Consider the following 23,361-nt stretch of genomic DNA (forward strand, 5'->3'; position numbering starts at 1 on the left):
ATGGCGCCGACGGTGGGATGCTCCGTATGAAGGAGAACTTCTCGCTGTCAACAGCTTTTTCCCATTTTTTTCTGGTTATCCCGCAGCGCCTCCGGTTGGTAACAGGCGGTGACCATACAGGCTTCCCATAATAGGTAACCCATGAGCCAGACCGTGAGCGGCGCGCCCCGTAAGTCGTTCTGACCTGTGCAGACGGGCGGCATTGGCCGCACGCCGTTCGCGGGCGAAGCGTATTCGCGGATCGTGACGCCGTCGGCCGTTTGCGATTCGTGGACGGACCAGGCCGAAGCGACGGCCGGGGCAGGCAGCGGCGTTGCGCGCAAGCTCCGGGACGCCTGATGCGCGTCCGCCGATGGCGCAGCGCCGAGCGTTGCATGACAAACGATGGGTAACAGCAAGGTTGCCGTCGACGCGATCCTGATCAGGTTCATTCAGGCCTCCGCTTTCGAAAAGGAAACGAGGCATGTTGAACGATCGATGATCAGGATGACGTACGAAGCTTCCGAATCGTCGAAGGGAAACGGCCCGATCTGCAATCGACAGGGTCGAAGCGACAAAGAAAAAACGCGCCGGAGAATTCCGGCGCGTTTCGACTACATCAACGACAAGAGGCCAGGCGGACAGCGATCGCCCGGCTCAATACGTGGGAACGGACGGGTCGACCTGGCGCGACCACGCGTCGATGCCGCCTTGCAGATTGAACACGTCCTTATAGCCGCGCGATTCGAGGAACATCGCGACTTGCGCGCTGCGCGCGCCGTGATGGCACACGCAGACGATCTGCACATCGTCGTCCAGTTCTTCGCTACGCGCGGGGATTTCGCGCATCGGAATCGACAGGCTGCCGGCGATTTTCGCCGTTTTGATTTCCCATGGCTCGCGCACGTCCAGCAGCACGGGCGCAGGGCGCGACATATCGGCGAGCCACTCGGCGAGGGCGGGAGCGGTCAGGTTTTGCATCATCAAATCTCGCTACGGTGTCGGTGTCGTGCCGGTGCTCAGAACCGGAAGCGCGGTGCGTGCACCGCGTTCTGCAGCGGCTCGACGTAGGTTTCGAACACGTCGGCGATACGGAACTGCTTTTCGTCGACGCGCGTGATGAGCTGCGCCTTCATCACAGGAGCGGTGCCGACGAAGGCGGCGAGACGTCCGCCGACCTTCAGCTGCTCCAGCATTTCCTGCGGCAGCACGGGCAGGCCGCCCGATACGCAGATCACGTCGTACGGCGCGGCGGCGTTCCAGCCGCGCGAGGCGTCGCCTGTCGCGACTTCCGCGTTCAGCACGCCGTTCGCGACGAGGTTCGCCTTCGCGAGTTCGGCCAGCTCCGGCTCGATATCGACCGTCAGCACGTGCTGTGCACGGTGCGCGAGAAGCGCGGCCATGTAGCCCGAGCCCGCGCCGATTTCCAGCACGGTTTCATGCTTCTTCACCGCCAGTTCTTGCAACACGCGTGCCTCGATGCGCGGCGCGAGCATGTGCTGGCCGGCGGGCAGCGGAATTTCGAAATCGACGAACGCCAGCTCGCGATAGGCGGCGGGCACGAAGTTCTCACGCTTGACGATCGACAGCAGATTCAGCACGTCCTGGTCGAGAACTTCCCAGGGACGGATCTGCTGTTCAATCATGTTGAAACGCGCTTGTTCGATGTTCATGATCAATTCGGCGGTGTGGGTTGGGATGCGGGCAGGGCGACGACAGCGGGATGTATCGGAGAGCCCCTCCCGCTGTTCCGCTGTTCTGTTCCGCTGTTCTGTTCGTTAACTGCGAAATTGTACCAAACCGCGCGCCGATGCCGCCCGGTAACGGGCAGGTGCGCCGCAGGACGCGCGTTCTCCTGGAGCCGTCTGGCCTCCGTGTAAATCCCTACGCGATGGGACTTGCGATTCGCCGTCCCGTCGACCAAGAATGTAATCGATTACATTCTTGGAGCCAGATGGTGGACAAACCCGTGGACAAACCGTCCCGGCCTGACCCGTCATCGCCGCCGCCCGGCGCGGCCGAGCCCGATGCGCGCGGTGGTTCGCGTGGCGCGGCGGAGGGCCTGTCGATCGCGGGCGTCGCGGAGCAGGCGGGCGTTTCCGTGGCGACGGTTTCGCGGGTGCTCAACGGCCACGCGAACGTGCGCCCGGCCACGCGCGACAAGGTGCTGGCCGCCGTCGCGACGAGCGGCTACCGGGTGAACGAACTGGCGCGCAATCTGCGCACGGCCGAAAGCCGCCTGCTGCTGACGATGGTGCCCGACGTCGGCAACCCGTTCTATGCGGAGGTGATCCGCGGCATCGATTCCGTCGCGCGCCAGCACGGCTATTTCATGCTGTTGTGCGACACGGGCGCCGACCCGGGCCGCGAGCGCAGCTATTTCGACCTGCTGCGCCGCCGACGCGCGGACGGCGCGATCTGCCTCGATCCCGCGACGGTGCAGCAGGCGCTCGCCGAAGAATCGAATGCGCTGCCGTGGGTCGCGTGCTGTGAGTTCGACTCGTCGGTGGGCGTGCCGTATGTCGGCATCGACAACTACCGCGCGGCGGGCGACGCCGTGCGCCACTTGCTCGCGCGCGGCCACCGGCGCATCGCGCTGATCAACTCCGACGATCACTACCTGTACGCGCAGCAGCGTCAGCGCGGCTATCTCGACGCATTGCGCGACGCGGGCATCGCGCCCGACGAACGCTGGCGCGTGAACGTGAACAGCCTCGACTACGAAGCGGGCGCGCAGGCCGCCGCGCGCCTGATGACGCACGCCGATGCGCCGACAGCCGTGTTCGCCGTGTCGGACACGCTCGCGATCGGCGTCATCGCCGGTTTGCGCAGTGTCGGCAAGCGCGTGCCGGACGATGTCGCCGTCGTGGGCTTCGACGATATCTCGCTTGCCGCGCAAATCGAGCCGCCCCTCACGACGATCGCGCAGCCGATGCGCGAACTGGGCGAAACGGCCGCGCGTCTGCTGCTGCGCAGGCTCGCGAATCCGACCGAAAACGTGCCGGGCGTGCTGTTGCCGCATCGGCTCGTCGTCAGAAAGAGCGCATGAGAGGGCCGCCGCGATGAGTCTCGCCGTCCGCTTCGACGACATCCGCAAAGACTTCGGCCCCGTGCGCGTGCTGCACGGCGTGAGCTTCGACATCGCGCCAGGCCGTATCTACGGACTGCTCGGCGAGAACGGCGCGGGCAAGTCGACGCTGATGAAGATACTCGCGGGCTACGAGATGGCGACGGAAGGCACCGTGCTGGTCGACGGCCACGCGCGGCGCTTCGCTGGCTCGCGCGATGCGGAGGCGGCGGGCATCGTGCTGATCCATCAGGAGTTCAATCTCGCCGAGCATCTGACGATCGCGCAGAACATGTATCTCGGCCACGAGAAGCGCAAGGGCCTGTTCGTCGACAATACGGCGATGCGCAACGAGGCGAAGCGCTATCTGGAGCAGGTCGGCTTGCACAAGCATCCGGATACGAAGGTGCGCGATTTGATCGTCGCGGAAAAGCAGATGGTGGAGATCGCGAAGGCGCTGTCGCGGCGCGCGCGCCTTCTGATCATGGACGAGCCCACGGCGACGCTCACACCTTCCGAAACCGAGCGCCTCTTTGCGCTGATGACGAAGCTCAAGGCCGATGGCGTGACGATCGTCTACATCTCGCACAAGCTCGACGAGGTCGAGCACATCACCGACGAAGTGATCGTGATGCGCGACGGCCGCTTCGTCGCGCGCAGCGAGACGGCATTGCTCGGGCGTCAGCAGATGGCGAACCTGATGGTCGGGCGCGAGCTGTCCGACATGTTCCCCGCGAAGAAGCCGCCCCCCGATGACGCGCCCATTGCGCTGAAAGTCGAAAAGCTGAGCGTGCCCGACTGGGTCGACGATCTGAGCTTCGCAGTGCGCGCCGGCGAAGTGTTCGGCTTCGCGGGACTCGTCGGCGCGGGCCGCACGGAAGCGTTCGAGGCGATCATCGGCTTGCGCAGGCGCACGGCGGGCACGATCGAAATCGCGGGCCGCAAAGCGGATCTGCACAGCCCGCGCGATGCGATGCGCCGCGGCCTCACGTATCTGAGCGAGGACCGCAAGGGCAAGGGCCTGCACGTGAACCTCAGCCTGCAGGACAACGTGACGCTGATGACGCTCGAACACTTCGCGCATCCGCTGCTCGACCTGAAAGCGGGACGCGATGCGCTGACGCAGGCCGTCCGCGAGTTCGGCATTCGCACGGGCAATCTGTCGAGCCGTGCGCGGATGCTCTCGGGCGGCAACCAGCAGAAGCTCGCGCTCGCCAAGTTCCTGCAGCCCAATCCCGATGTGATCGTGCTCGACGAGCCGACGCGCGGCGTCGACATCGGCGCGAAGCGCGACATCTATTTCCTGATTCACCGGCTCGCCGCCGAAGGGCGCGCCGTGATCGTCATCTCATCCGAACTGATCGAGCTGATCGGGTTGTGCCATCGCGTCGCCGTGATGCGCGCGGGCCGCCTGCAGGCGACGCTCGGTCTCGACCATCTGACCGAAGAGGAGTTGATCGCTCATGCGACCGGCACACACTGACACCGCGCCGACCGGGCGCGCGATGCGCATCGCGCATCGTCTGCATGGTCTTGGGCCGCTCGCCGGCCTGATCGTGCTGTGCATCGCGGGCACGCTGCTCAATCGCGATTTCGCCACCGTCGACAACATGATGAACGTGCTCACGCGCACGTCGTTCATCGGCATCATCGCGGTCGGCATGACGTTCGTGATCATCTCGGGCGGCATCGACCTGTCCGTCGGCTCGATGGCCGCGCTGATCGCGGGCAGCATGATCTGGCTGATGAACGCGCTCGCCTTGTCGCCCGGCGGCCATGCGTTTGCGCCGCTGACCATCGTGATCATCGGCATTCTCTGCGCGTTCGTGCTGGGCGGCGTGTTCGGCTGTGCGCATGGCCTGCTCATCACGAAAGGACGGATCGAGCCGTTCATCGTGACGCTGGGCACGCTCGGCATCTTTCGCGCGGTGCTCACCTGGCTCGCCGATGGCGGCGCGCTCACGCTCGACAACAATCTCTCCGATCTGTACGGCCCCGTCTATTACGCGAGCCTCTTCGGCGTGCCCGTGCCGATCTGGGTGTTTCTCGTCGTCGCGGCGGGCGGCGCGCTGATCCTCAATCGCACCGCGTTCGGGCGCCATGTGCAGGCGATCGGCTCGAATGAACAGGTCGCGCGCTACGCGGCGATTCGCGTCGATACCGTGAAGATCGTCACGTATGTGCTGCTCGGCATCTGCGTCGGCGTGGCGACGGTGCTGTACGTGCCGCGCCTGGGTTCCGCGACGCCGACGACGGGTCTTCTGTGGGAACTCGAAGCGATCGCAGCGGTGGTGGTCGGCGGCACGGCGCTCAAGGGCGGCGAGGGGCGCGTCGCGGGCACGGTGATCGGCGCGATCCTGCTGTCCGTCATCGCGAACATCCTCAATCTCACCAGCATCATCAGCGTGTATCTGAATGCGGCCGTGCAGGGCGTCGTGATCATCGTCGTCGCGTTTCTTCAGCGAGGGCGGCGGTAGCGAGGCGGTGCGTGTACGTGGGACATCCGAAGTTACAGGCAGCAACGCAACGCAAGCGGCAAAGGAGAGCAGCACAGAAGCGGTTCATCGACGAAGAAACCAGTCAAAGGAACGTCAAAGGAGACACAGCCATGAAGCAGATCATTCGAGCGGTCGGCGCCGGGGTGCTGGCACTGGGGATATTGGGGCTCACGAGCGCCGCGCGCGCCGACGACAAGGTCACGCTGGGCGTCGCGATACCGACGGCCGATCACGGCTTTACGGGCGGCATCGTCTGGTGGGCGAACAAGGCGAAGGCGGATCTGGAGAAAGCGCATCCCGATCTGAAGGTGATCGTGAAGACGGCAGCCAACGCGCCCGAGCAGGCAAACCAGTTGCAAGATCTCGTGACGGTGAACAAGATCAACGCGCTCGTGATCTTCCCGTATGAATCGGCGTCGCTCACGCAGCCCGTCGCGCAGGTGAAGAAGAAAGGCGTCTATGTGACAGTCGTCGATCGCGGCCTGACGGACACCAGCGCGCAGGACGCGTATGTGGCGGGCGACAACACCGCATTCGGCAAGATTCCCGCCGAGTATCTCGCGAAGGCGCTCGACGGCAAGGGCGACGTCGTCGCGCTGCGCGGCATTCCGACGACGCTCGACAACGAACGCTGGACGGCCTTCACGGGCGTGCTGAAGAACTATCCGAACATCAAGATTCTCGATGCGAAGTACGCGAACTGGAATCGCGACGACGCGTTCAAGGTGATGCAGGACTACTTGACGCGCTTCAAGCACATCGACGCCGTCTGGGCCGCCGACGACGACATGGCCGTCGGCGTGCTGAAGGCGATCGATCAGGCGAAGCGCAGCGACATCAAGATCGTATTCGGCGGCGCGGGCTCGAAGGGCATGGTCAAGAACGTGATCGACGGCGCGCCGCTCATCAAGGCCGATGTGTCGTATTCGCCGAAGTTCATCTACGACGCGATCAAGCTGACGGCGGAAGCGCGCCTCAAAGGCGACAAGTTGCCGCCAACGACGATCATTCCGTCGGTGCTCATCACAAAGGAAAACGCGAAGGACTTCTACTTCCCCGATTCGCCGTTCTGATCGCAGGCATGCTTGAGCGGGGCGCTGTCCTTCGTCATCGGATGCGAAGGGCGGCGCCTTTTCAATCCATCGAAGGGAGCAGCACGATGAAAACGATCAAAGGTCCGGCGATCTTTCTCGCGCAGTTCATGGGTGCGCAGTTGGATCGTCAGGCGCCGTTCGACAATCTCGCGCATCTCGCCGAATGGGCCGCGAATCTCGGCTACAAGGGCATCCAGGTCCCCGCCGATCCGCGCCTCGTCGATCTCGAGCAGGCGGCGTCGAGCCAGGCGTATTGCGACGACCTGCTTGGCATCGTCACCGATGCGGGTGTCGAAATCACGGAGCTTTCGACGCATCTGCAAGGCCAGCTCGTCGCGGTGCATCCGGCGTATGACGTGCTGTTCGACGGCTTCGCCGCGCCGCATGTGCGAGGCAATCCGGCGGCGCGCACCGAATGGGCGATCCAGCAGATGAAGTGGGCCGCGAAGGCATCGCAACGTCTCGGGCTCACGTCGCATGTGTCGTTTTCGGGCGCGCTCGCGTGGCCGTATTTCTACCCGTGGCCGCAGCGTCCCGTTGGTCTTGTCGAAGCTGCGTTCGACGAGCTCGCGCGCCGCTGGACGCCGATTCTCGATGCGTTCGACGAAGCGGGCGTCGACGTCTGCTACGAACTGCATCCGGGCGAGGACCTGCACGACGGCGTGACGTTCGAGCGCTTTCTGGCGGCCGTGAAGAATCACCGGCGCGCGAACATCCTGTTCGATCCGAGCCACTTCGTGTTGCAGCAGCTCGACTATCTCGCGTTCATCGATATCTATCACGAGCGCATCAAGGCCTTTCACGTGAAGGACGCCGAGTTTCGTCCGAACGGACGGCAAGGCGTGTATGGCGGCTATAGCGGCTGGGTCGAACGCGCGGGGCGTTTCCGTTCGCTTGGCGACGGGCAGATCGACTTCGGCGCGATCTTCTCGAAGATGGCGCAATACGATTTTCCCGGCTGGGCGGTGCTCGAATGGGAGTGCGCATTGAAGCATCCCGAGGACGGCGCGCGCGAAGGCGCGGAGTTCATCAAGCGGCACATCATCCGCGTGGCCGAGCATGCATTCGACGACTTCGCGGGCAGCGGCGCGGACGCCGCGCAACTGAAGCGCGTGCTGGGCCTTTAAACCCAGGATGGCCCGCGCGATGGGGCTCGCAATGGTCCCGCATCGAACAGGAGCGGAAGACGATGGCACGAAGACTCAGGCTGGGCATGGTCGGCGGCGGGCAGGGCGCGTTTATCGGCGCGGTGCATCGGATCGCCGCGCGCATCGACGATCGCTTCGAGCTGGTGGCGGGCGCGCTGTCGTCGGACCCGCAACGCGCGCAGGCAAGCGCCGACGAAGCGGGCATCGCGCGCAGCTACCCGAGCTGGCAAGAGATGGCGCGCGCCGAGGCCGCGCGCGACGACGGCATCGATGCCGTCGCGATCGTCACGCCGAACCATCTGCATGCGCCCGTTGCGGCCGCGTTTCTGAACGCGGGCATCCACGTGATCTGCGACAAGCCGCTCGCGATGACGCTCGAAGAAGGCGAAGCGCTCGCGCAACTGGCGCGCGAGAAGAACCGTCTGTTCGCGCTGACGCACACGTACTCCGGTTATCCGATGGTGCGCCACGCGCGCGAACTGGTGGAGGCGGGCGAGATCGGCGAGGTGCGCGTCGTTCAGGTCGAATATGCGCAAGATTGGCTCGCGAAGCCGGTCGAGCTCACGGGCGAGAACCGCCAGGCCATCTGGCGCACCGACCCGAAGCAGGCGGGTCGCGCGGGTTGTCTCGGCGACATCGGCACGCATGCGTATCACCTCGCGGCGTTCGCGACGGGCATGCTGCCGAAGCAGATCGTCGCGGAGCTGCATACGTTTGTCGAAGGCCGCCAGGTCGACGACCATATCGAGGCGCTGCTGCGCTACGAGAACGGCGCGCGCGGCATGTTGTGGGCAAGCCAGGTGGCGAGCGGCGCGGAAAACGCACTGCGTCTGCGCGTGTACGGCTCGAAGGCCCATATCGCGTTCGATCAGGAGAATCCGAACGAGCTGCTGTTCACGCCGCTGGGCGGTGCGATGCAAAAGCTCACGCGCGGACGGGTCGACAGTGCGATCGCGCGGCATGCGACGCGCGTGCCGCCCGGCCATCCCGAAGGCTATCTGGAAGCGTTCGCGCAACTGTACAAGGATGCAGCGCTGCAGATCGAAGCGATCGACGCGGGCCTGCCGCTACCCGAAGAAAGCCGTCTGCTGACGACCGTCGACGATGGGGTTGCGGGCTTGCGCTTCATCGATGCCGTATTCGAAAGCCACGCGAAGTTGCTGTGGCAGGACGTGCGGAACGGCGGCTGATGTTCAGCTCTTGCTGCGCTTGATCTGTTCTTCGAAAGCGAGATCGAGCTTGCTGACCTTGCGCGGTTTCTTGGGACCGTACGCGTCGACGAACTTCACGAACTCGTCGAGCGGAAGCGGATCGGAGACTTTCTGGTCCGTGCCGCCCGATTTGTCGACAAGATAGAAGAGTCCGCCCGACAGGCTGATTGCCGCGAAACGCGGATTGCCGCTGCGGGTCTTCAGCCGTTCGACGGCATGGATGGCTCGGGTCGTGCGCATGATCGGACGATGCTGTGAAGTTTTGAGATTGCAGTGCGATTCTACGACGTATACTCGCCCGCCGTCGGCGGTGCTGCCGATACGTCAGTCCTGCCGAACAAACGAAGAAGCGACCCACGCCATGTCGAACCTTCAGGATGCGCTCGATGCGCTCGCCCATGCCCCCGACGAAATCGAAAAGCTGCGCGCCGTCTGTATCGCGCTGATCGAAGAAAAGCGCGACGACGAGCTGCTGCCGTACGCCGACCGCGCGCTCGCGATCGAGCCGCGCGACGTGCATTTCGTCAACTGGCGCGCGTATGCATTGACGCTGATGGGCCGGCATTTCGATGCCGTCGCGACCTGGCGCAACCATGCGGCGCTAGCGTGGCGATCCGCTTACTACGAGATGAGCCTCGGGCAGAGCCTCGTGGTGTCGGGCGACGCCGAGCGCGGCATTCCGATGCTGGAGCACGCGTGGCGCACGGCCGCAGCAGAAGGCGAGTGGTTCGCGCGGCAAGCGGAGCATCTGTACGGCGAGGCACTGCTGCGCACGGCGCGTCCGGCGGGCTTCGAGCCGTGGCTCGCGCGCAATCACAGCGACACCGGCAACTACCGGCCCGCCGACATTCCTTCGTGGTCGGGCGAACACGATCTGCGCGGCAAGCGCGTGCTGATCACGCATCAGATGGGTTACGGCGACCAGTTCCTGCTGTTCGCCAACGTGGCGCAATGGCAGGCTGCGGGCGCGCAACTGATGATCACCTGCGATCCGCCGTTGCATGCGCTGTTGCAGGCTTCGTTGCCGGAATGCGTCGTCGTGGGCGCGCCGCGTCCGCTGCATCAGCAGGAGAGCTTGCCCGAAGCGCTGGCTGACGCGGTGCGCAAGTTCGCGCCCGATCTGCACGCGACGCTGCTTCATCTGCCGTTGCTGGCTGCGCGGCAGACGCCGCTGCCGTCGCCGTTTTTCCCCGCGTATCTGCGCGCGCCCGACGCGGAGCGCGCCGCTGCCGCCGAATGGGCGCGCGAAATGCGCGCTGCGCATCCGGGCAAGTCGCTGATCGGCATCTTCTGGGACTGAAATCAGCGGCACGCGCATGAAGTCGGCGCGGTGATGCGCTGCTCGGCGATCCGGCGCAGCCTGCCGCTGACGGAAGTCGAACATCTCGTCACGCATCCGTCCGTCGCGGCGAAGCGGCACTTCGTGAGCCTGCATCATCCCGATGCGCAGAGCTTCGCGGGCATGCCGCCGGCGAACATCGGCGTGTACGGGCCGGGTATCGCGACGTTCGCGGAGACGGCCGCGTGCATCGAGCAACTGGACGCCGTCGTCGCCGTCGATTCGGGCGTCGCGAATCTGAGCGCGATGCTCGGCAAGACCACCATCGTGCCGCTCAATCTGGCAAGCGAATGGCGCTGGGGCGTGGAAGGCGATACGTCGCCGTGGATGGCGAATCTGAAGCCGCTGCGCCAGACGTTGATGGGCGACTGGCGCAGCGTGATCGATGAGGCGGTGGTGTTTCTGTCGTAGCGGTCAGTGCTTATGCGGCAGCGGCCGGGTCGCTTCGGGCGATGGCCGCTGCATCGAGCGCGGGCACTTCAAAAAGCTCACTGGCTCACTCACTGACGCAAATACGTAAACTTCCCACCCTTGACGATCCCCATCACGCTCGCCCGCTGATCGAGGCCGACGTGATCTTTCGCGCTCGTGTTCACGACACCGTTCGGCACCACCAGCTCATGCGCGTGTTCGAGTTCCGTGCGCAGCGCAACGCGAAACTCCGTCGTGCCCGGCTGCGCCGTCTTCAACGCACGCGCAACGGCATCCTGCATACGCGGATAGACACCCGCCGCATCGCCCGCGAACTGCGTGACCGTGTTCGGGCCATATTGCGCTTCGTATGCGCTGACGAACGCGAGCGCGGCCTTCTTCGCCGGATGATCGGCGGGCAGCGAGCGCGCGACGACGACGGGCTGCGTCGGAAAGAGCGTGCCCTCGACATCCTTGCCGCCGAGCTTGATGAACTCCGGCGTCGCAATGCCGTGCGTCTGATAGATCGCGCCCTTGTAGCCGCGCTCGACGAGCGTGCGCTGCGGCAGCACCGTCGGCGTGCCGGCGCCCGCGATCAGAACGGCGTCGGGCTTCGCGGCCATCAGCTTCAGCACCTGGCCCGTGACGCTCGCATCGGTGCGGTTGAAGCGCTCGGTCGCGACGACCTGGATATGGCGCAGCGCCGCGAATTTCGTGAATTCGTTGAGCCAGCTGTCGCCATAGCTGTCCGCAAAGCCGATGAAGCCTACCGTCTTCACGTTGTGATTCGACATGTAGCGCGTCATCACGTCGGCCATCGCGCCGTCCGTCTGCGCCATCTTGAACGCCCAGACTTTCTTGCCTTCCTGCGGCTCGACCACGCTCGCCGAGCCGATCAGCGTGATCATCGGCGTCTGGCTCTCGGCGACGGGATCGAGCGCGGCCATCGCGGCGGGCGTGACGTTCGGCCCGACGATCACGTCGACGTGGTCCTCGTTGATCAGCTTGCGAATATTGCGCACGGCCGCGCCCGGATCGGAGCCGTCGTCGAGCACGATGTACTGCGCGGGCTGGCCGGCAATCGTCTTCGGCCACATCAGCATCGCATTCTTGCTCGTGATGCCGATGGCAGCGGCGGGCCCCGTGCTCGACAGATCGATGCCGACCTTGACGTCCGCGTGCGCGGCGGCGGCGGCGAAGAGCAATGCGCCGAGCGCGGCGGCGCGTGTCAGATGGCGCAAGGTGTTTTTCGGCTTGTTTTTTTGCGGCGTCATGCGAAAGGGTCTCCGTTGCAGATAGGTGTGGCAGCCGTCAGTCGTGTCAGTCGTTATGGGGGAACAAAAAAATCAAAGCTCGTACGTTTCGTGATCGCCCTTGAGCGCCTGCTCGATCAGCTTGCGGTTCAGGTTCGGCGACAGCAGCTCGACGAGCGTATAGACATAGGTGCGCAGATACGCGCCCTGCTTGAGCGCGACACGCGTCACGTTGCTGCCGAACAGATGGCCGACGGGCAACGCGCGCAGATGGCGGTCGCGCTCGGCGTTGAACGCGATATCGGCCATGATGCCGACGCCGAGCCCCAGCTCGACGTAAGTCTTGATGACGTCCGCGTCGATTGCCTCGAGCACGATGTCGGGATGCAGGCCGCGCAGGCGGAACGCGTCGTTGATCTTCGTGCGGCCCGCGAACGCGTTGTCGTAGGTGATCAGCGGGTACTGCGTCAGGTCGTCGAGCGAAAGCTGCTTGCGTTCGAGGAGGGGATGATCGGCGGGCATCACGGCCACGTGATGCCACGAGAAGCACGGCAGCGACACCAGTTCCTTGTAGCTGGACACGGCTTCCGTCGCGATCGCGACATCCGCCTGGTCGTGGATCACCATTTCCGCAACCTGCGTCGGGCTGCCTTGCAGGATCGAAAGGTGCACCTTCGGGAAGCGCTTCTTGAATTCGGCGATTGCGGCGGGCAGCGAGTAGCGCGCCTGGGTGTGCGTCGCGGCGATCACGAGATTGCCCTGGTCCTGCGCCGCGTAATCTTTACCGACGCGCTTCAGGCTCTCGACCTCCTGCAAAATCCGCTCGACGGAGGCCAGAATGATCCGCCCCGGCTCGGTCAGCGAGCGCACGCGCTTGCCGTGCCGCGTGAAGATTTCGACGCCCAGTTCATCTTCCAGCTCGATGATCGCCTTCGACACGCCAGGCTGGCTCGTATACAGCGCCTTGGCGGCTTCCGTCAGGTTGAAGTTCTGCCGGACGGCCTCCCGTACGAAGCGGAACTGATGCAGGTTCATATATAACCTCGCCGCATATCAAAAGAATTTTTTAGTCGTTTGAAATATAAGGCGAGTTTATTACGATTTCCCAGACTTTTCCAATATGGATATCTGTTTTTGTCATTAGCAAATGAGCGATCCGTCTGAACAGGCGGTTGGCGGGGCGCTCAAAGCTGGTTCGCAAGACGGATATTCACGGCGCGGCGTAACCGGAACGCCGTGTTGTGCGAGACGAACACAAACCCTGGGGTCCCCGAATGTACCAATACGATCAGTACGACCAGACCATCGTCGATGAACGCGTCGCGCAGTACGCCGATCAGGTTCGTCGCCGTCTGTCGGGCGAATTGAGCGAAGAAGAGTTCCGTCCGCTGCGCCTGCAAAACGGCCTCTACATGCAGCGCCACGCGTACATGCACCGCATCGCGATTCCGTACGGCAATCTGCGCAGCGACCAGCTGCGCATGCTCGCAACGATCGCGCGCGAGCACGATCGCGGCTACGGCCACTTCTCGACGCGCACAAACATCCAGTACAACTGGATCAAGCTCGAAGAGACGCCGGAAATCCTGCGCAAGCTCGCGTCCGTGCAGATGCACGCGATCCAGACGTCGGGCAACTGCATCCGCAACATCACGGCCGACCAGTTCGCGGGCGTCGCGTCCGATGAAATCATCGATCCGCGTCCGTGGGCCGAAATTCTGCGCCAGTGGTCGACGTTCCACCCGGAATTCGCGTGGCTGCCGCGCAAGTTCAAGATCGCCGTGTCGGGCTCGAAGGAAGACCGCGCGGCCGTGCAGATTCACGACCTTGGCGTCTATCTGAAGAAGAATGCCGCGGGCGAAGTCGTCGCGAGCATCCTCGCGGGCGGCGGTCTGGGTCGCACGCCGATCATCGGCGCGATCATCAAGGAAGACCTGCCTTGGCAGCATCTGCTCACGTATTGCGAAGCCGTGCTGCGCGTGTACAACCGCTACGGCCGCCGCGACAACCTGTTCAAGGCGCGCATCAAGATTCTGGTGAAGTCGCTGTCGGCGGCGAAATTCTCGCAACAGGTCGAGGAAGAGTGGCAGCACCTGAAGGACGGTCCGTCGACGCTCACGCAAGCCGAGCTGGACCGCGTGTCGCAATTCTTCCAGCCGCCCGTCTACGAGAAGCTGCCGGACACGGACACGTCGTTCGAAAAGCATCTGCTGGAAAGCCGTGCGTTTGCGCGCTGGGTCGAGCGCAATGTGCGTCCGCATCGCGTGTCGGGCTATGCGTCCGTCACGATGTCGCTGAAGAAGACGGGCGTTGCGCCCGGCGACGCCACCGACAAGCAGATGGAAGCCGTCGCCGACTGGGCCGACGAATACTCGTTCGGCAAGATCCGCGTGTCGCATGAGCAGAACCTGATCCTCGCCGACGTGAAGAAGCGCGACCTGTACGCGCTGTGGGAAAAGGCGAAGGCGCAAGGCTTCGCAACGCCGAACATCGGCCTCTTGACCGACATCATCGCGTGCCCGGGCGGCGACTTCTGCTCGCTCGCGAACGCGAAGTCGATTCCGATTGCGCAAGCGATCCAGGAGCGCTTCGACGACCTCGACTTCGTGTACGACCTCGGCGACGTGTCGCTGAACATCTCGGGCTGCATGAACTCGTGCGGTCACCATCACGTCGGCAATATCGGCGTGCTGGGCGTCGACAAGGACGGCTCCGAGTGGTACCAGGTGTCGCTCGGCGGCGAGCAGGGCATGGGCCAGGACGGCGCGAAGCTCGGCCGCGTAATCGGCCCGTCGTTCTCGGCGGAAGAAATGCCGGACGTGGTGTCGAAGGTGATCGATACGTTCGTCGAGAACCGCATCGACGGCGAACGCTTCATCGACACCTACAACCGCATCGGGATCGCACCGTTCAAGGAACGCGTGTATGCATCGCGTCAACCGGCTCACGCGTAACAAGGACTAGCAGATGGCATCGATTATCAAGGACCGCACGATCGTCAACGACGACTTCACGGTTGTCCGTGCAGCCGAGGACGGCACGCTGCCCGCAGTGAGCGCATTGCCCGCCGGCAAGGTGATCGTTCCCCTCGCGTTGTGGCAGAGCTCGCGCGACGAGCTGACGGCTTCGCGCAGCGCTGACCAGATTGGCGTGTGGCTCGCGCCCGACAGCGAGCCCGCCGACATCGCCGGCGACTTCGACAAGCTCGGCTTGATCGCCGTCGACTTCCCGGTGTTCCGCGACGGTCGTGGCTACAGCATCGCGCGTCTGTTGCGCGAGCGCTATGGCTACAAGGGCGAGATCCGCGCGATCGGCGACGTGCTGCGCGACCAGCTGCGCTTTTACGAGCGCTGCGGCTTCAACGCGTATGCGCTGCGCGCGGACAAGGATATCCACGACGCGCTGAAGGCGTTCACCGAGTTTACCGTCCAGTATCAAGGCGCATTCGACGAGCCTTCGCCGCTCTTTCGCCGTCGCGAAGCGGCTGCTACGCAAAAGGTTTCCGTATGACGAGCGCAACGGACCTCACGCCCGAACTTGAGGCGAAGATCGAACGTCTCGATGCGCTGCTCGACTCGATCGGCAAGCGCCACGAAAAGGTGAAGCTCGCGAGCAGCCTCGCTGCGGAAGACATGCTGCTCACGCACGCGATCCTGTCGCGCGGCGTGAAGATCGGCATCTTCTCGCTGAACACGGGCCGCCTGCATGCGGAAACGCTCGGCATGATCGACCGCGTGCGCGAGCGCTATGGCTACGACATCGAGCAGTTTCATCCGCAAGCGGCTGCTGTCGACGAGTATGTCGCGCAGCACGGCCTGAACGCGTTCTACGAAAGCATCGATCTGCGCAAGCGCTGCTGCGAGATCCGCAAGGTCGAGCCGCTCAATCGCGCACTGGCCGAGGTCGGCGCATGGGTGACGGGCCAGCGTCGCGAGCAGTCGGTCACGCGCGCGGAGCTGCACGAGGAAGAGCACGACGGCGCGCGCAATATCGCGAAGTACAACCCGCTCGCAGACTGGACGGAAGCCGATGTGTGGGCTTATCTGAAGGCCTTCGACGTTCCCGTGAACCCGCTGCATGCGCGCGGCTATCCGAGCATCGGCTGCGAGCCGTGTACGCGGGCCGTGCGTCCCGGCGAAGACAGCCGGGCAGGGCGCTGGTGGTGGGAGTCGCGCGATACGAAGGAATGCGGGCTGCACATCACGACGATCCCTGTCACGGTCGTCTCGGAGAACGCCTCGGCCTGATGTGAGCCACGCAGGCGCCGGCGGAAGATGTCCCAAACGCCGTGCGCCGCCGATTGCCGATTTCGATTGAATCCCTACGTGCCGCACGCATCTGGTGAGCACCCGAACATGCGACACGAACGAATGAAGGACCAGAAAATGAGCACGACGCTCGATTCCACTGTCAACGTACCGCTGCCCGTTACGGCGAACCGGATGGATCACCTCGACTGGCTCGAGGCCGAATCGATTCACATCCTGCGCGAACTGGTCGCCGAATGCAGCAAGCCTGCGCTGCTGTTCTCGGGCGGCAAGGATTCCGTCGTCGTGCTGGCGCTCGCGCTGAAGGCGTTCGGCCTCGGCGCGAACCGCAAGACGCAGCTGCCGTTCCCGCTCGTGCACATCGACACGGGTCACAACTACGACGAAGTGATCGACTTCCGCGACCGCCGCGCGAAAGAGATCGGCGCGGAGCTCGTGGTCGGCCACGTCGAAGACTCGATCAAGCGCGGCACCGTGCGCCTGCGCCGCGAGACGGATTCGCGCAACGCGGCGCAAGCCGTCACGCTGCTCGAAACCATCGAGCAATACGGCTACACGGCGATGATCGGCGGCGCGCGCCGCGACGAAGAAAAGGCGCGCGCGAAAGAGCGCATCTTCTCGTTCCGCGACGAGTTCGGCCAATGGGACCCGAAGGCGCAGCGCCCCGAGCTGTGGAGCCTGTACAACGCGCGCCTGCATCAGGGCGAGCACCTGCGCGTGTTCCCGATCTCGAACTGGACGGAGCTCGACGTGTGGCAATACATCGCCCGCGAAAACCTCGAACTGCCGTCGATCTACTACGCGCACAAGCGCGAGATCGTGCGCCGCAACGGGCTGCTCGTGCCCGTGACGCCGCTCACGCCGATCCGCGAAGGCGAGTCGAGCGAAGAAGCGCTGGTGCGCTTCCGCACGGTGGGCGATATCAGCTGCACGTGCCCCGTCGAAAGCGATGCCGACGATGTCGAGAAGATCATCGCCGAAACGGCCGTGACGGAAATCACGGAACGCGGCGCGACGCGGATGGACGACCAGACGTCGGAAGCCGCGATGGAGCAGCGCAAGAAGCAAGGTTATTTCTAAGCACACGAGAGCGACACAACCATGAGCATTCATCAACCTGAAGACCTCGGCGTGCTTCGTTTCATCACGGCAGGCAGCGTCGACGACGGCAAGAGCACGCTGATCGGGCGCCTGCTTTACGACAGCAAGGCTGTGCTGTCGGATCAGCTGTCCGCGCTGTCGCGCGCGAAGAACAAGCGCACGGTCGGCGACGAAATCGATCTGTCGCTGCTGACGGACGGCCTCGAAGCCGAGCGCGAGCAGGGCATCACGATCGACGTCGCGTATCGCTACTTCGCGACCGCGAAGCGCAAGTTCATCATCGCCGACACGCCGGGCCACGAGCAGTACACGCGCAACATGGTGACGGGCGCATCGACCGCGCACGCCTCGATCATTCTCGTCGACGCGACGCGCGTCACGTTCGAGAACGGCGTCGCGCAACTGCTGCCGCAGACCAAGCGCCACAGCGCGATCGTCAAGCTGTTGGGCCTGCAGCACGTGATCGTCGCGATCAACAAGATGGACCTCGTCGACTACAGCGAAACGCGTTTCAACGAGATCCGCGACGCGTATGTCGCGCTCGCGCGCCAGCTCGGCTTGAGCGATGTGCGCTTCGTGCCCGTGTCGGCGCTGAAGGGCGACAACATCGTGACGGCGAGCGAGCGCATGCCGTGGTACGCGGGCGAGCCGCTGCTCGACGTGCTCGAAGCGCTGCCCGTCGATACGGCGACGCACGACGCGCTGCGTTTCCCGGTGCAATGGGTCGCGCGCCAGGACGGCAGCCAGGCCGACGACTTCCGCGGCTATATGGGGCGTGTCGAATCGGGCGAAGTGAAGCTCGGCGATTCGATCGTCGTATTGCCGGCGAACCGTCAGGCAACTGTGGCTGAAATCATCGCGCCCGTGCCGGGCGGCACCGCGCAAGTGGACCGCGCATTCGCGGGCCAGACGGTGACGATCCGTCTCACGGAAGACGTCGACGTGTCGCGCGGCGATACGTTCGTGCACGCGTCCGCGACGGTTCAGCCGGCGAAGAAGCTCGAAGCGGACCTGTGCTGGTTCGACGAGGCGCCGCTGTCGACGGCGCGCAAGTATCTGCTGAAGCAGACGACCAACACGGTGTTCGCGCGCGTCGGCGGCATCAAGCAGGTGCTGGACGTGCACACGCTGTCGCACGCGACGGACCGTCACGAGCTGACGATGAACGACATCGGCCGCGTGTCGCTGACGCTGCAAAAGCCGATCGTCGCCGACGAGTACGATGCGCATCCGGGCACGGGCGCATTCGTGCTGATCGACGAAGCGACGCATCACACGGTCGCGGCCGGCATGATTCGTTCTGTCTCTGCATAATGGAACAGAGCAGGTAACGAAGCGGAACGGAGCAGCAAATGGGCAAGGTTTATCTGATCGGCGCGGGGCCTGGCGCGGCGGACCTGATCACGGTTCGCGGCGCGCGGCTGCTGGCCGTTGCCGATGTCGTGCTGCACGATGCGCTCATCGAGCCGGCGATGCTCGACTACGCGCCGAAAGCACGCAAGATCGCGGTGGGCAAGCGCTGCGGCAAGCGCTCGACGGCGCAGCACTTCATCAACAAGCAGATCGTCGATGCGGCGCGCGAGCATGGCGTCGTCGTGCGGTTGAAGGGCGGCGATCCGATGCTCTTCGGCCGCGCCGATGAAGAGATGCGCGCGCTCGAAGCAGCGGGCATCGAATACGAAATCGTGCCGGGCATCACGGCGGCGCTGGCGAGCGCGGCGTCACTGCGCCGTTCGTTGACGCTGCGTGGCGTGTCGCGCAGCGTCGCGCTGGCGACGCACAGCCGCGCGGCGGATTCCGCCGAGATTCGCGAGCAGGTGAACGCCGATTCGCTGGTGTTCTACATGGGCCGCGACAGCGCGCCCGAGATCGCGCAACAGCTAATGGACGCGGGCCGCGCGGGCTCGACGCCCGTGGCGATCGTCGAGGCATGTTCGACGCCGCGCGAGCGGACGTTGACGCTGACACTCGAAGGACTCGCGGCAGGCGATGCGCAACTGTGGCTCGATCCCGCGCAGCCTTCGCTGCTGATGATCGGCGATGCATTCGCCGAGCGCGTGCTGATGAGCGAGCCGCGCGCGGACGATTCGTCTTCGGCTGCGTCAGGCGAGCGTGCGTTGCGGGTCGCGTAGCGCGAGAGTTTTTGCTGGTATCTGTCTTCGGCCGCATTCGCGCGAGTGAATGCGGCCGATTGTCTTTGGGTTCGTCGCCTTGAGTTCGTCGTTATCGGACAGTCGATCGGACACGCAAGAGCGGGCACGTGCGTTGCGATAACATTCGCTTTCGCTCTGCATTCACCACTGCCTCATGTCCCATTCTTCGTTGCGTCGTGCATTGCTGATTGCGCTTGCGGCTAGTCCTGTGATGGGCGTGCGTGCGCAGCCCGCTTCGTCCGTAGCGATCAACCTGGCCGCGCATAAGCGCTTCGAGCAACTCGAAGCGCGGAGCGGCGGACGTCTCGGTGTCGCCGCGCTCAATACGGCCGATGGGGCGTACGTCGGTTATCGCGAGTCGGAGCGCTTTCCAATGTGCAGCACGTTCAAGCTGCTGGCCGTCGCCGCGATCCTGAAGCGCAGCATCGCCGAGCGCGCTCTGCTCGACACGCACATTCGTTATGGCGAGACGGATCTCGTCGCGAATTCGCCCGTGACTAAGCGGCACGTGAGCGAGGGCATGTCGATGGGCGACATCTGCGCCGCGGCGCTCCAGTACAGCGACAACACGGCGGCCAACCTGCTGTTGACCGCGCTGGGCGGGCCGGAAGTGTTGAACGAGTTTGCACGCTCGATCGGCGATACGTGGTTCAATCTCGTGCGACGGGAGCCGGAGCTGAATGACGCCGTGCCGGGCGACATGCGCGATACCACGACGCCGCGCGCGATGATGCACGATATGCAGAAGATCCTGCTGTCGAACGATGTGCTCGAACCGCCGCAGCGTGAAAAGCTGAAGACGTGGCTGCTGGGCAATACGACGGGCGAAAGGCGCATCCGGGCGGCCGTCCGTTCTACGGGCTGGCCCGTGGCCGACAAGACGGGGAGCGGCGATTACGGCACGGCCAATGATGTCGCCGTCGTGTATTCGCCTGCGGCCGCTTTCGTCGTCGCCGTCTATTGCACTGGACTAACGCCGAAGGAAACGCCGCCCCAGGACGAGGTCGTCGATGAGGCTGCGCGGATCGTGTTCGACGTGATGAAGTGAAGCGTGCTTCTTGTCCGTGGCGTAAAGCCGGTCAGGAAGAAGCCTGCCGCAGGCAATAACCGGCGATAGCCTCGATCACATCGGCGTCTTCGCCGACGGCAACGGAGCAGCGGATCTCGACATTGGGGTTGGCCGCTCGGCACTGATCGAGGATAAGCGGCAAGTCGCGCCGGATATGTCCGCCTTGGCCGAAGAACACAGGCACGACGGTCACGACGGACGCCCCTGCGGCCGCCTGATCGGCGACGGCGGAAGGCAGATCAGGCGTCATCAGTTCGAGGAACGCGAGCGACACGGGCCCTGCATCGGCGCCGCGCAACTCGCGCAAGCGGGTAGCAAGACGCTCGAACGGCTCGGCCCAGCGCGCGTCACGCGCGCCATGCGCAAACAGCACAATGCCATGCGATCCCATAGCCGGAGCGTCCCGTAAAAAACTAATGCCGGTCGACCCACTTGAGCCCCACGAGCCCAAGCACGAGGTACAACAGCGCCGGCGTCGCGGCCGTCAACGGCGCCGGCCAGGTGTTCAGATTACCGATGTGCGAGAACAGTGTGTTGAAGAGCTGAAAGCTCATCCCCAGCATGATCCCGCCGAACACCTTCACGCCCACCACGCCTGCACGCGTGTGCAAGTAGGCGAACGGCAACGACAGCACCAGCATCACGAACACCGCGAACGGATACAGCAGCTTGCGCCACAACGCGATCTCGTACCGTTGCGTGTCCTGATGGTTCTCGGTCAGGTGCTGGATGTAGCGGAACAGATTGAACATCGACATCCGCTCCGGCGCGACCAGCAGCACCGACAGAATCTGCGGCGTCAGTTCCGAGCGCAACGAGTATTCGGGCAGCGTCACCTGCTTCGCGCGATATACCGGGTTCAGTGCGTCGGCGGGCTTGCCCGCGTCGGGCGCGACGTCGATCAGTTGCGTATCGGTGACGTCCGTCAGCGCCCAATGTCCGGGCGGCTGATACTTGCCCGACTTCGCGATGCGCACGTTCGACAGACGGAACTTCGAATCGAACTCGTAGATGCGCACGTTCGTGATCGTCGCGTCGGGCTGCAACTGGCCGACGTTCACGAAGCGCGTTACCTGTTCGCCGTCGGCGCGCGCCGTCAGCGTGTCTTTCACCCAGACGCCCGACTCGAAGTTGCTCGACACCGACGAGCCCAATGCCTCCAGACGCACGCGCTCGGATAACTGGTCCGTGTACGGGCCGACCACTTCGCCGATGAGGTACGTGAGAATCACGAGCGGAATGCCGATCTTCAGCAGCGAGCGCAGCGCCTGGTTCGTCGCGAGGCCGGACACGCGGAAGATCGTGTACTCGGAATTGGCCGCCATCTGCGCGAACACATAGATCGCGCTGATCAACGCGGCGACGGGAATGATTTCGTAGAAGCGCGACGGCGTCTGCAACGCGACGCGCAGCACCGCATACTGGAACTTGTAGTTGCCGTGGCCGACCGAGTTCAGTTCGTTGATCAGGTCGAAGAAGAAGAACAGACCGGAAAACGCGAACAGGATGAAGATGAACGTGAGATAGACCTGCCGCGCGAAGTACTTTTCATAGATGCGCATCGGTCACGCTCCCTGCGCCGTGCGGCCGAACATCGCCCGCGTGAACAACGGCCGGTTGCGCACCCGCAGCCAGAAGATGAACGCGACGACCAGCGCGACGACGATATGCAGGCCCACGAGGCCCACGCCGAACGACATCTTGCCCTGCTCGATCCACGACTGCACGACGTTCAGCAGATTCGAATACGTCAGATAGATCAGCACGGCCATCACGAGATTGATCGTGCGGCTGCGGCGCGGATTCTGGTGTGCAAGCGGAATGGCGAGCAGCATCAGGTTGATCGCGATCAGCGGCAGCCCCGCGCGCCACGCGAATTCGGCGAGATTCTGGCGCGTCGGATCGCGGAACAGGTCAAGTGTGGGCGTGCCCGTCGTGGTCGGCGTGTTCACGACAGGCTGGCTCTGGATCTTCACGCCGTATCGCTCGAACTCCATGATGCGGAAGTCGGGATGTCCCGGCTCGCCGTCGTAGCGGCGGCCGTTTTCGAGCACGACGAAGCGGTCGCCGTTCTTGTGCGTTTCCGTGTGGCCGTTCTTCGATACGACCACGTTCACCTTGCCGTTCTCCGTGCTCGTGACGAACACGTTCTCGACGTGGCCCTGATCCGGCGACATCTTCTCGATGAAGAACACACGGTGGCTCGTAGCCGATTCGCGGAACTGGCCCGGCGCGAGCAGCGAGACTTCGTCGCGCTGCTGGAAGCGCGCGCGGATCAGCTTGCTCTGCTGGTTCGACCACGGCCAGCCGACGAACACGAAGAATGCAATCAGAATGATGATGGGCGTCGCGAACAGTCCGACCGGCTTGATGAAGCGCGTGAGGCTCACGCCCGACGCGAGCCACACGACCATTTCGGAATCCTTGTACCAGCGCGTGAGCACGAACAGGATCGACACGAACAGCGTCGCGACCAGCATGATCGCGAGATAGCCGATGACCGTGAGGCCGATCAGCACGAGCACGTCGCGCGGATCGATTTCACCCGATGCGGCGAAGCCGACGATGCGGATCATCATCGTCGTCAGAACCAGCGTGAGCAGGACCATGAACACGGCACCAGCCGTGTACGCCAGTTCGCGCTGGAGGGAGCGTTCAAAAATCATGGTTGATGAGGAGAGGGCGCGCCACGGTGGACGGCGGGGTTGGGCCCCATCACGCCTTCCGTGCAGCCGCCGCGGGAAAAATAGCGGATAATTGCGGCTTTCAT

Annotated in this window: 24 protein-coding genes; 15 read left to right on the forward strand and 9 right to left on the reverse strand. The window is 64.2% G+C overall.

Translation table 11 applies throughout. The features are described from left to right. Nucleotides 1-47: 47 nt before the first annotated feature. From BN2476_RS45465 to BN2476_RS11950, 3 genes are all read right to left on the reverse strand, one after another. Complete coding sequence (locus tag BN2476_RS45465) at nucleotides 48-431, reverse strand: DUF2844 domain-containing protein (RefSeq protein ID WP_143810952.1); 384 nt, start codon at nucleotides 429-431, stop codon at nucleotides 48-50. 205 nt (nucleotides 432-636) lie between these two features. Next, complete coding sequence (locus BN2476_RS11945; protein ID WP_087734375.1) at nucleotides 637-960, reverse strand: rhodanese-like domain-containing protein; 324 nt, start codon at nucleotides 958-960, stop codon at nucleotides 637-639. Nucleotides 961-998: 38 nt separating this feature from the next. Continuing rightward, entirely contained in the window at nucleotides 999-1,652 is a 654-nt protein-coding gene (locus BN2476_RS11950) for a protein-L-isoaspartate O-methyltransferase family protein (protein ID WP_087734376.1), read from the reverse strand. A 296-nt stretch (nucleotides 1,653-1,948) separates the two neighbouring features. Between BN2476_RS11950 and BN2476_RS11955 the strand changes: the two genes are divergently transcribed. From BN2476_RS11955 to BN2476_RS11980, 6 genes are all read left to right on the forward strand, one after another. Beyond that, entirely contained in the window at nucleotides 1,949-3,028 is a 1,080-nt protein-coding gene (locus BN2476_RS11955) for a LacI family DNA-binding transcriptional regulator (protein ID WP_087734563.1), read from the forward strand. 13 nt (nucleotides 3,029-3,041) lie between these two features. Beyond that, a complete protein-coding gene (locus BN2476_RS11960) occupies nucleotides 3,042-4,529 on the forward strand; it encodes a sugar ABC transporter ATP-binding protein (RefSeq protein ID WP_087734377.1) in 1,488 nt (495 codons plus the stop codon). Further along, on the forward strand, nucleotides 4,510-5,523 hold the full coding sequence (locus tag BN2476_RS11965; RefSeq protein ID WP_087734378.1) for an ABC transporter permease: 1,014 nt from the start codon (nucleotides 4,510-4,512) through the stop codon (nucleotides 5,521-5,523). The genes BN2476_RS11960 and BN2476_RS11965 overlap by 20 nt, the downstream gene beginning before the upstream one ends. 131 nt (nucleotides 5,524-5,654) lie before the next feature. Further along, a complete protein-coding gene (locus BN2476_RS11970; RefSeq protein WP_087734379.1) occupies nucleotides 5,655-6,617 on the forward strand; it encodes a substrate-binding domain-containing protein in 963 nt (320 codons plus the stop codon). 86 nt (nucleotides 6,618-6,703) lie between these two features. Continuing rightward, nucleotides 6,704-7,765 carry a sugar phosphate isomerase/epimerase family protein gene (locus BN2476_RS11975; protein WP_087734380.1) on the forward strand — a complete coding sequence of 354 codons (1,062 nt, stop codon included), beginning with the start codon at nucleotides 6,704-6,706 and terminating at the stop codon, nucleotides 7,763-7,765. Between the two features lie 62 nt (nucleotides 7,766-7,827). After that, on the forward strand, nucleotides 7,828-8,976 hold the full coding sequence (locus BN2476_RS11980) for a Gfo/Idh/MocA family protein (protein ID WP_087734381.1): 1,149 nt from the start codon (nucleotides 7,828-7,830) through the stop codon (nucleotides 8,974-8,976). Between the two features lie 3 nt (nucleotides 8,977-8,979). Here BN2476_RS11980 and BN2476_RS11985 read toward each other — a convergent pair whose 3' ends face one another. After that, nucleotides 8,980-9,237: a hypothetical protein gene (locus BN2476_RS11985; RefSeq protein WP_087734382.1), complete on the reverse strand. Its 258-nt coding sequence runs from the start codon at nucleotides 9,235-9,237 to the stop codon at nucleotides 8,980-8,982. A 121-nt stretch (nucleotides 9,238-9,358) separates the two neighbouring features. Here BN2476_RS11985 and BN2476_RS11990 point away from each other — a divergent pair, with 121 nt between their 5' ends. Continuing rightward, nucleotides 9,359-10,297: a hypothetical protein gene (locus BN2476_RS11990; protein ID WP_235850798.1), complete on the forward strand. Its 939-nt coding sequence runs from the start codon at nucleotides 9,359-9,361 to the stop codon at nucleotides 10,295-10,297. Nucleotides 10,298-10,327: 30 nt separating this feature from the next. Further along, entirely contained in the window at nucleotides 10,328-10,747 is a 420-nt protein-coding gene (locus BN2476_RS48120; RefSeq protein ID WP_235850799.1) for a glycosyltransferase family protein, read from the forward strand. Between the two features lie 89 nt (nucleotides 10,748-10,836). Here the strand turns inward: BN2476_RS48120 and BN2476_RS11995 are convergent, their stop codons facing one another. Both BN2476_RS11995 and BN2476_RS12000 read right to left on the reverse strand, forming a co-directional pair. Then, nucleotides 10,837-12,021 (reverse strand): ABC transporter substrate-binding protein, encoded by a 1,185-nt coding sequence (locus BN2476_RS11995; RefSeq protein WP_087734383.1) that lies wholly within the window; start codon nucleotides 12,019-12,021, stop codon nucleotides 10,837-10,839. A gap of 72 nt (nucleotides 12,022-12,093) precedes the next feature. Further along, the gene (locus BN2476_RS12000) at nucleotides 12,094-13,035 is read right to left on the reverse strand and encodes a CysB family HTH-type transcriptional regulator (RefSeq protein WP_087734384.1); all 942 of its coding nucleotides are present in this window, start codon (nucleotides 13,033-13,035) and stop codon (nucleotides 12,094-12,096) included. A gap of 239 nt (nucleotides 13,036-13,274) precedes the next feature. Here BN2476_RS12000 and BN2476_RS12005 point away from each other — a divergent pair, with 239 nt between their 5' ends. The 7 genes from BN2476_RS12005 (at nucleotide 13,275) to bla (ending at nucleotide 20,570) form a co-directional block, all read left to right on the forward strand. Beyond that, nucleotides 13,275-14,954 (forward strand): nitrite/sulfite reductase, encoded by a 1,680-nt coding sequence (locus BN2476_RS12005; RefSeq protein WP_087734385.1) that lies wholly within the window; start codon nucleotides 13,275-13,277, stop codon nucleotides 14,952-14,954. Nucleotides 14,955-14,967: 13 nt separating this feature from the next. Continuing rightward, the gene (locus BN2476_RS12010) at nucleotides 14,968-15,510 is read left to right on the forward strand and encodes a DUF934 domain-containing protein (protein WP_087734386.1); all 543 of its coding nucleotides are present in this window, start codon (nucleotides 14,968-14,970) and stop codon (nucleotides 15,508-15,510) included. Continuing rightward, nucleotides 15,507-16,247, forward strand: a complete 741-nt coding sequence (locus tag BN2476_RS12015; protein WP_087734387.1) for a phosphoadenylyl-sulfate reductase — start codon at nucleotides 15,507-15,509, stop codon at nucleotides 16,245-16,247. The genes BN2476_RS12010 and BN2476_RS12015 overlap by 4 nt, the downstream gene beginning before the upstream one ends. Before the next feature lie 138 nt (nucleotides 16,248-16,385). Continuing rightward, nucleotides 16,386-17,348, forward strand: coding sequence for a sulfate adenylyltransferase subunit CysD (cysD, locus tag BN2476_RS12020; protein ID WP_087734564.1), 963 nt, complete (start codon nucleotides 16,386-16,388; stop codon nucleotides 17,346-17,348). Between the two features lie 21 nt (nucleotides 17,349-17,369). Beyond that, nucleotides 17,370-18,683: a sulfate adenylyltransferase subunit 1 gene (locus tag BN2476_RS12025; protein WP_087734388.1), complete on the forward strand. Its 1,314-nt coding sequence runs from the start codon at nucleotides 17,370-17,372 to the stop codon at nucleotides 18,681-18,683. Nucleotides 18,684-18,721: 38 nt separating this feature from the next. Continuing rightward, nucleotides 18,722-19,501, forward strand: coding sequence for a uroporphyrinogen-III C-methyltransferase (cobA, locus tag BN2476_RS12030; RefSeq protein ID WP_087734389.1), 780 nt, complete (start codon nucleotides 18,722-18,724; stop codon nucleotides 19,499-19,501). A 175-nt stretch (nucleotides 19,502-19,676) separates the two neighbouring features. Continuing rightward, nucleotides 19,677-20,570, forward strand: a complete 894-nt coding sequence (gene bla / locus BN2476_RS12035; protein ID WP_087734390.1) for a class A beta-lactamase — start codon at nucleotides 19,677-19,679, stop codon at nucleotides 20,568-20,570. Nucleotides 20,571-20,601: 31 nt separating this feature from the next. Here bla and BN2476_RS12040 read toward each other — a convergent pair whose 3' ends face one another. From BN2476_RS12040 to lptF, 3 genes are read right to left on the reverse strand one after another with little or no spacing between them, the layout of a single operon-like run. Further along, entirely contained in the window at nucleotides 20,602-20,982 is a 381-nt protein-coding gene (locus BN2476_RS12040) for a sirohydrochlorin chelatase (RefSeq protein WP_087734391.1), read from the reverse strand. 22 nt (nucleotides 20,983-21,004) lie between these two features. After that, nucleotides 21,005-22,153 carry an LPS export ABC transporter permease LptG gene (gene lptG / locus BN2476_RS12045; RefSeq protein ID WP_087734392.1) on the reverse strand — a complete coding sequence of 383 codons (1,149 nt, stop codon included), beginning with the start codon at nucleotides 22,151-22,153 and terminating at the stop codon, nucleotides 21,005-21,007. Between the two features lie 3 nt (nucleotides 22,154-22,156). Continuing rightward, entirely contained in the window at nucleotides 22,157-23,257 is a 1,101-nt protein-coding gene (lptF, locus tag BN2476_RS12050) for an LPS export ABC transporter permease LptF (RefSeq protein WP_087734393.1), read from the reverse strand. Nucleotides 23,258-23,361: the final 104 nt, after the last annotated feature.

The organism is Paraburkholderia piptadeniae (assembly GCF_900007165.1).
GTDB classification, from domain to species: Bacteria; Pseudomonadota; Gammaproteobacteria; order Burkholderiales; family Burkholderiaceae; genus Paraburkholderia; species Paraburkholderia piptadeniae.

What these genes read in the sequence shown, in the direction of transcription:
- BN2476_RS11960 (WP_087734377.1), top strand. Translation starts at nt 3,042, where the DNA reads ATGAGTCTCGCCGTCCGCTTCGACGACATCCGCAAAGACTTCGGCCCC.
- cysD (WP_087734564.1), top strand. Translation starts at nt 16,386, where the DNA reads ATGAGCACGACGCTCGATTCCACTGTCAACGTACCGCTGCCCGTTACG.
- BN2476_RS12010 (WP_087734386.1), top strand. Translation starts at nt 14,968, where the DNA reads ATGGCATCGATTATCAAGGACCGCACGATCGTCAACGACGACTTCACG.
- BN2476_RS12000 (WP_087734384.1), bottom strand. Translation starts at nt 13,035, where the DNA reads ATGAACCTGCATCAGTTCCGCTTCGTACGGGAGGCCGTCCGGCAGAAC.
- BN2476_RS12015 (WP_087734387.1), top strand. Translation starts at nt 15,507, where the DNA reads ATGACGAGCGCAACGGACCTCACGCCCGAACTTGAGGCGAAGATCGAA.
- BN2476_RS12025 (WP_087734388.1), top strand. Translation starts at nt 17,370, where the DNA reads ATGAGCATTCATCAACCTGAAGACCTCGGCGTGCTTCGTTTCATCACG.
- lptG (WP_087734392.1), bottom strand. Translation starts at nt 22,153, where the DNA reads ATGCGCATCTATGAAAAGTACTTCGCGCGGCAGGTCTATCTCACGTTC.
- lptF (WP_087734393.1), bottom strand. Translation starts at nt 23,257, where the DNA reads ATGATTTTTGAACGCTCCCTCCAGCGCGAACTGGCGTACACGGCTGGT.
- BN2476_RS11985 (WP_087734382.1), bottom strand. Translation starts at nt 9,237, where the DNA reads ATGCGCACGACCCGAGCCATCCATGCCGTCGAACGGCTGAAGACCCGC.
- BN2476_RS11990 (WP_235850798.1), top strand. Translation starts at nt 9,359, where the DNA reads ATGTCGAACCTTCAGGATGCGCTCGATGCGCTCGCCCATGCCCCCGAC.
- BN2476_RS45465 (WP_143810952.1), bottom strand. Translation starts at nt 431, where the DNA reads ATGAACCTGATCAGGATCGCGTCGACGGCAACCTTGCTGTTACCCATC.
- BN2476_RS11945 (WP_087734375.1), bottom strand. Translation starts at nt 960, where the DNA reads ATGCAAAACCTGACCGCTCCCGCCCTCGCCGAGTGGCTCGCCGATATG.
- BN2476_RS11995 (WP_087734383.1), bottom strand. Translation starts at nt 12,021, where the DNA reads ATGACGCCGCAAAAAAACAAGCCGAAAAACACCTTGCGCCATCTGACA.
- BN2476_RS11965 (WP_087734378.1), top strand. Translation starts at nt 4,510, where the DNA reads ATGCGACCGGCACACACTGACACCGCGCCGACCGGGCGCGCGATGCGC.
- BN2476_RS11980 (WP_087734381.1), top strand. Translation starts at nt 7,828, where the DNA reads ATGGCACGAAGACTCAGGCTGGGCATGGTCGGCGGCGGGCAGGGCGCG.
- BN2476_RS11950 (WP_087734376.1), bottom strand. Translation starts at nt 1,652, where the DNA reads ATGAACATCGAACAAGCGCGTTTCAACATGATTGAACAGCAGATCCGT.
- BN2476_RS12005 (WP_087734385.1), top strand. Translation starts at nt 13,275, where the DNA reads ATGTACCAATACGATCAGTACGACCAGACCATCGTCGATGAACGCGTC.
- cobA (WP_087734389.1), top strand. Translation starts at nt 18,722, where the DNA reads ATGGGCAAGGTTTATCTGATCGGCGCGGGGCCTGGCGCGGCGGACCTG.
- BN2476_RS11975 (WP_087734380.1), top strand. Translation starts at nt 6,704, where the DNA reads ATGAAAACGATCAAAGGTCCGGCGATCTTTCTCGCGCAGTTCATGGGT.
- bla (WP_087734390.1), top strand. Translation starts at nt 19,677, where the DNA reads ATGTCCCATTCTTCGTTGCGTCGTGCATTGCTGATTGCGCTTGCGGCT.
- BN2476_RS11970 (WP_087734379.1), top strand. Translation starts at nt 5,655, where the DNA reads ATGAAGCAGATCATTCGAGCGGTCGGCGCCGGGGTGCTGGCACTGGGG.
- BN2476_RS12040 (WP_087734391.1), bottom strand. Translation starts at nt 20,982, where the DNA reads ATGGGATCGCATGGCATTGTGCTGTTTGCGCATGGCGCGCGTGACGCG.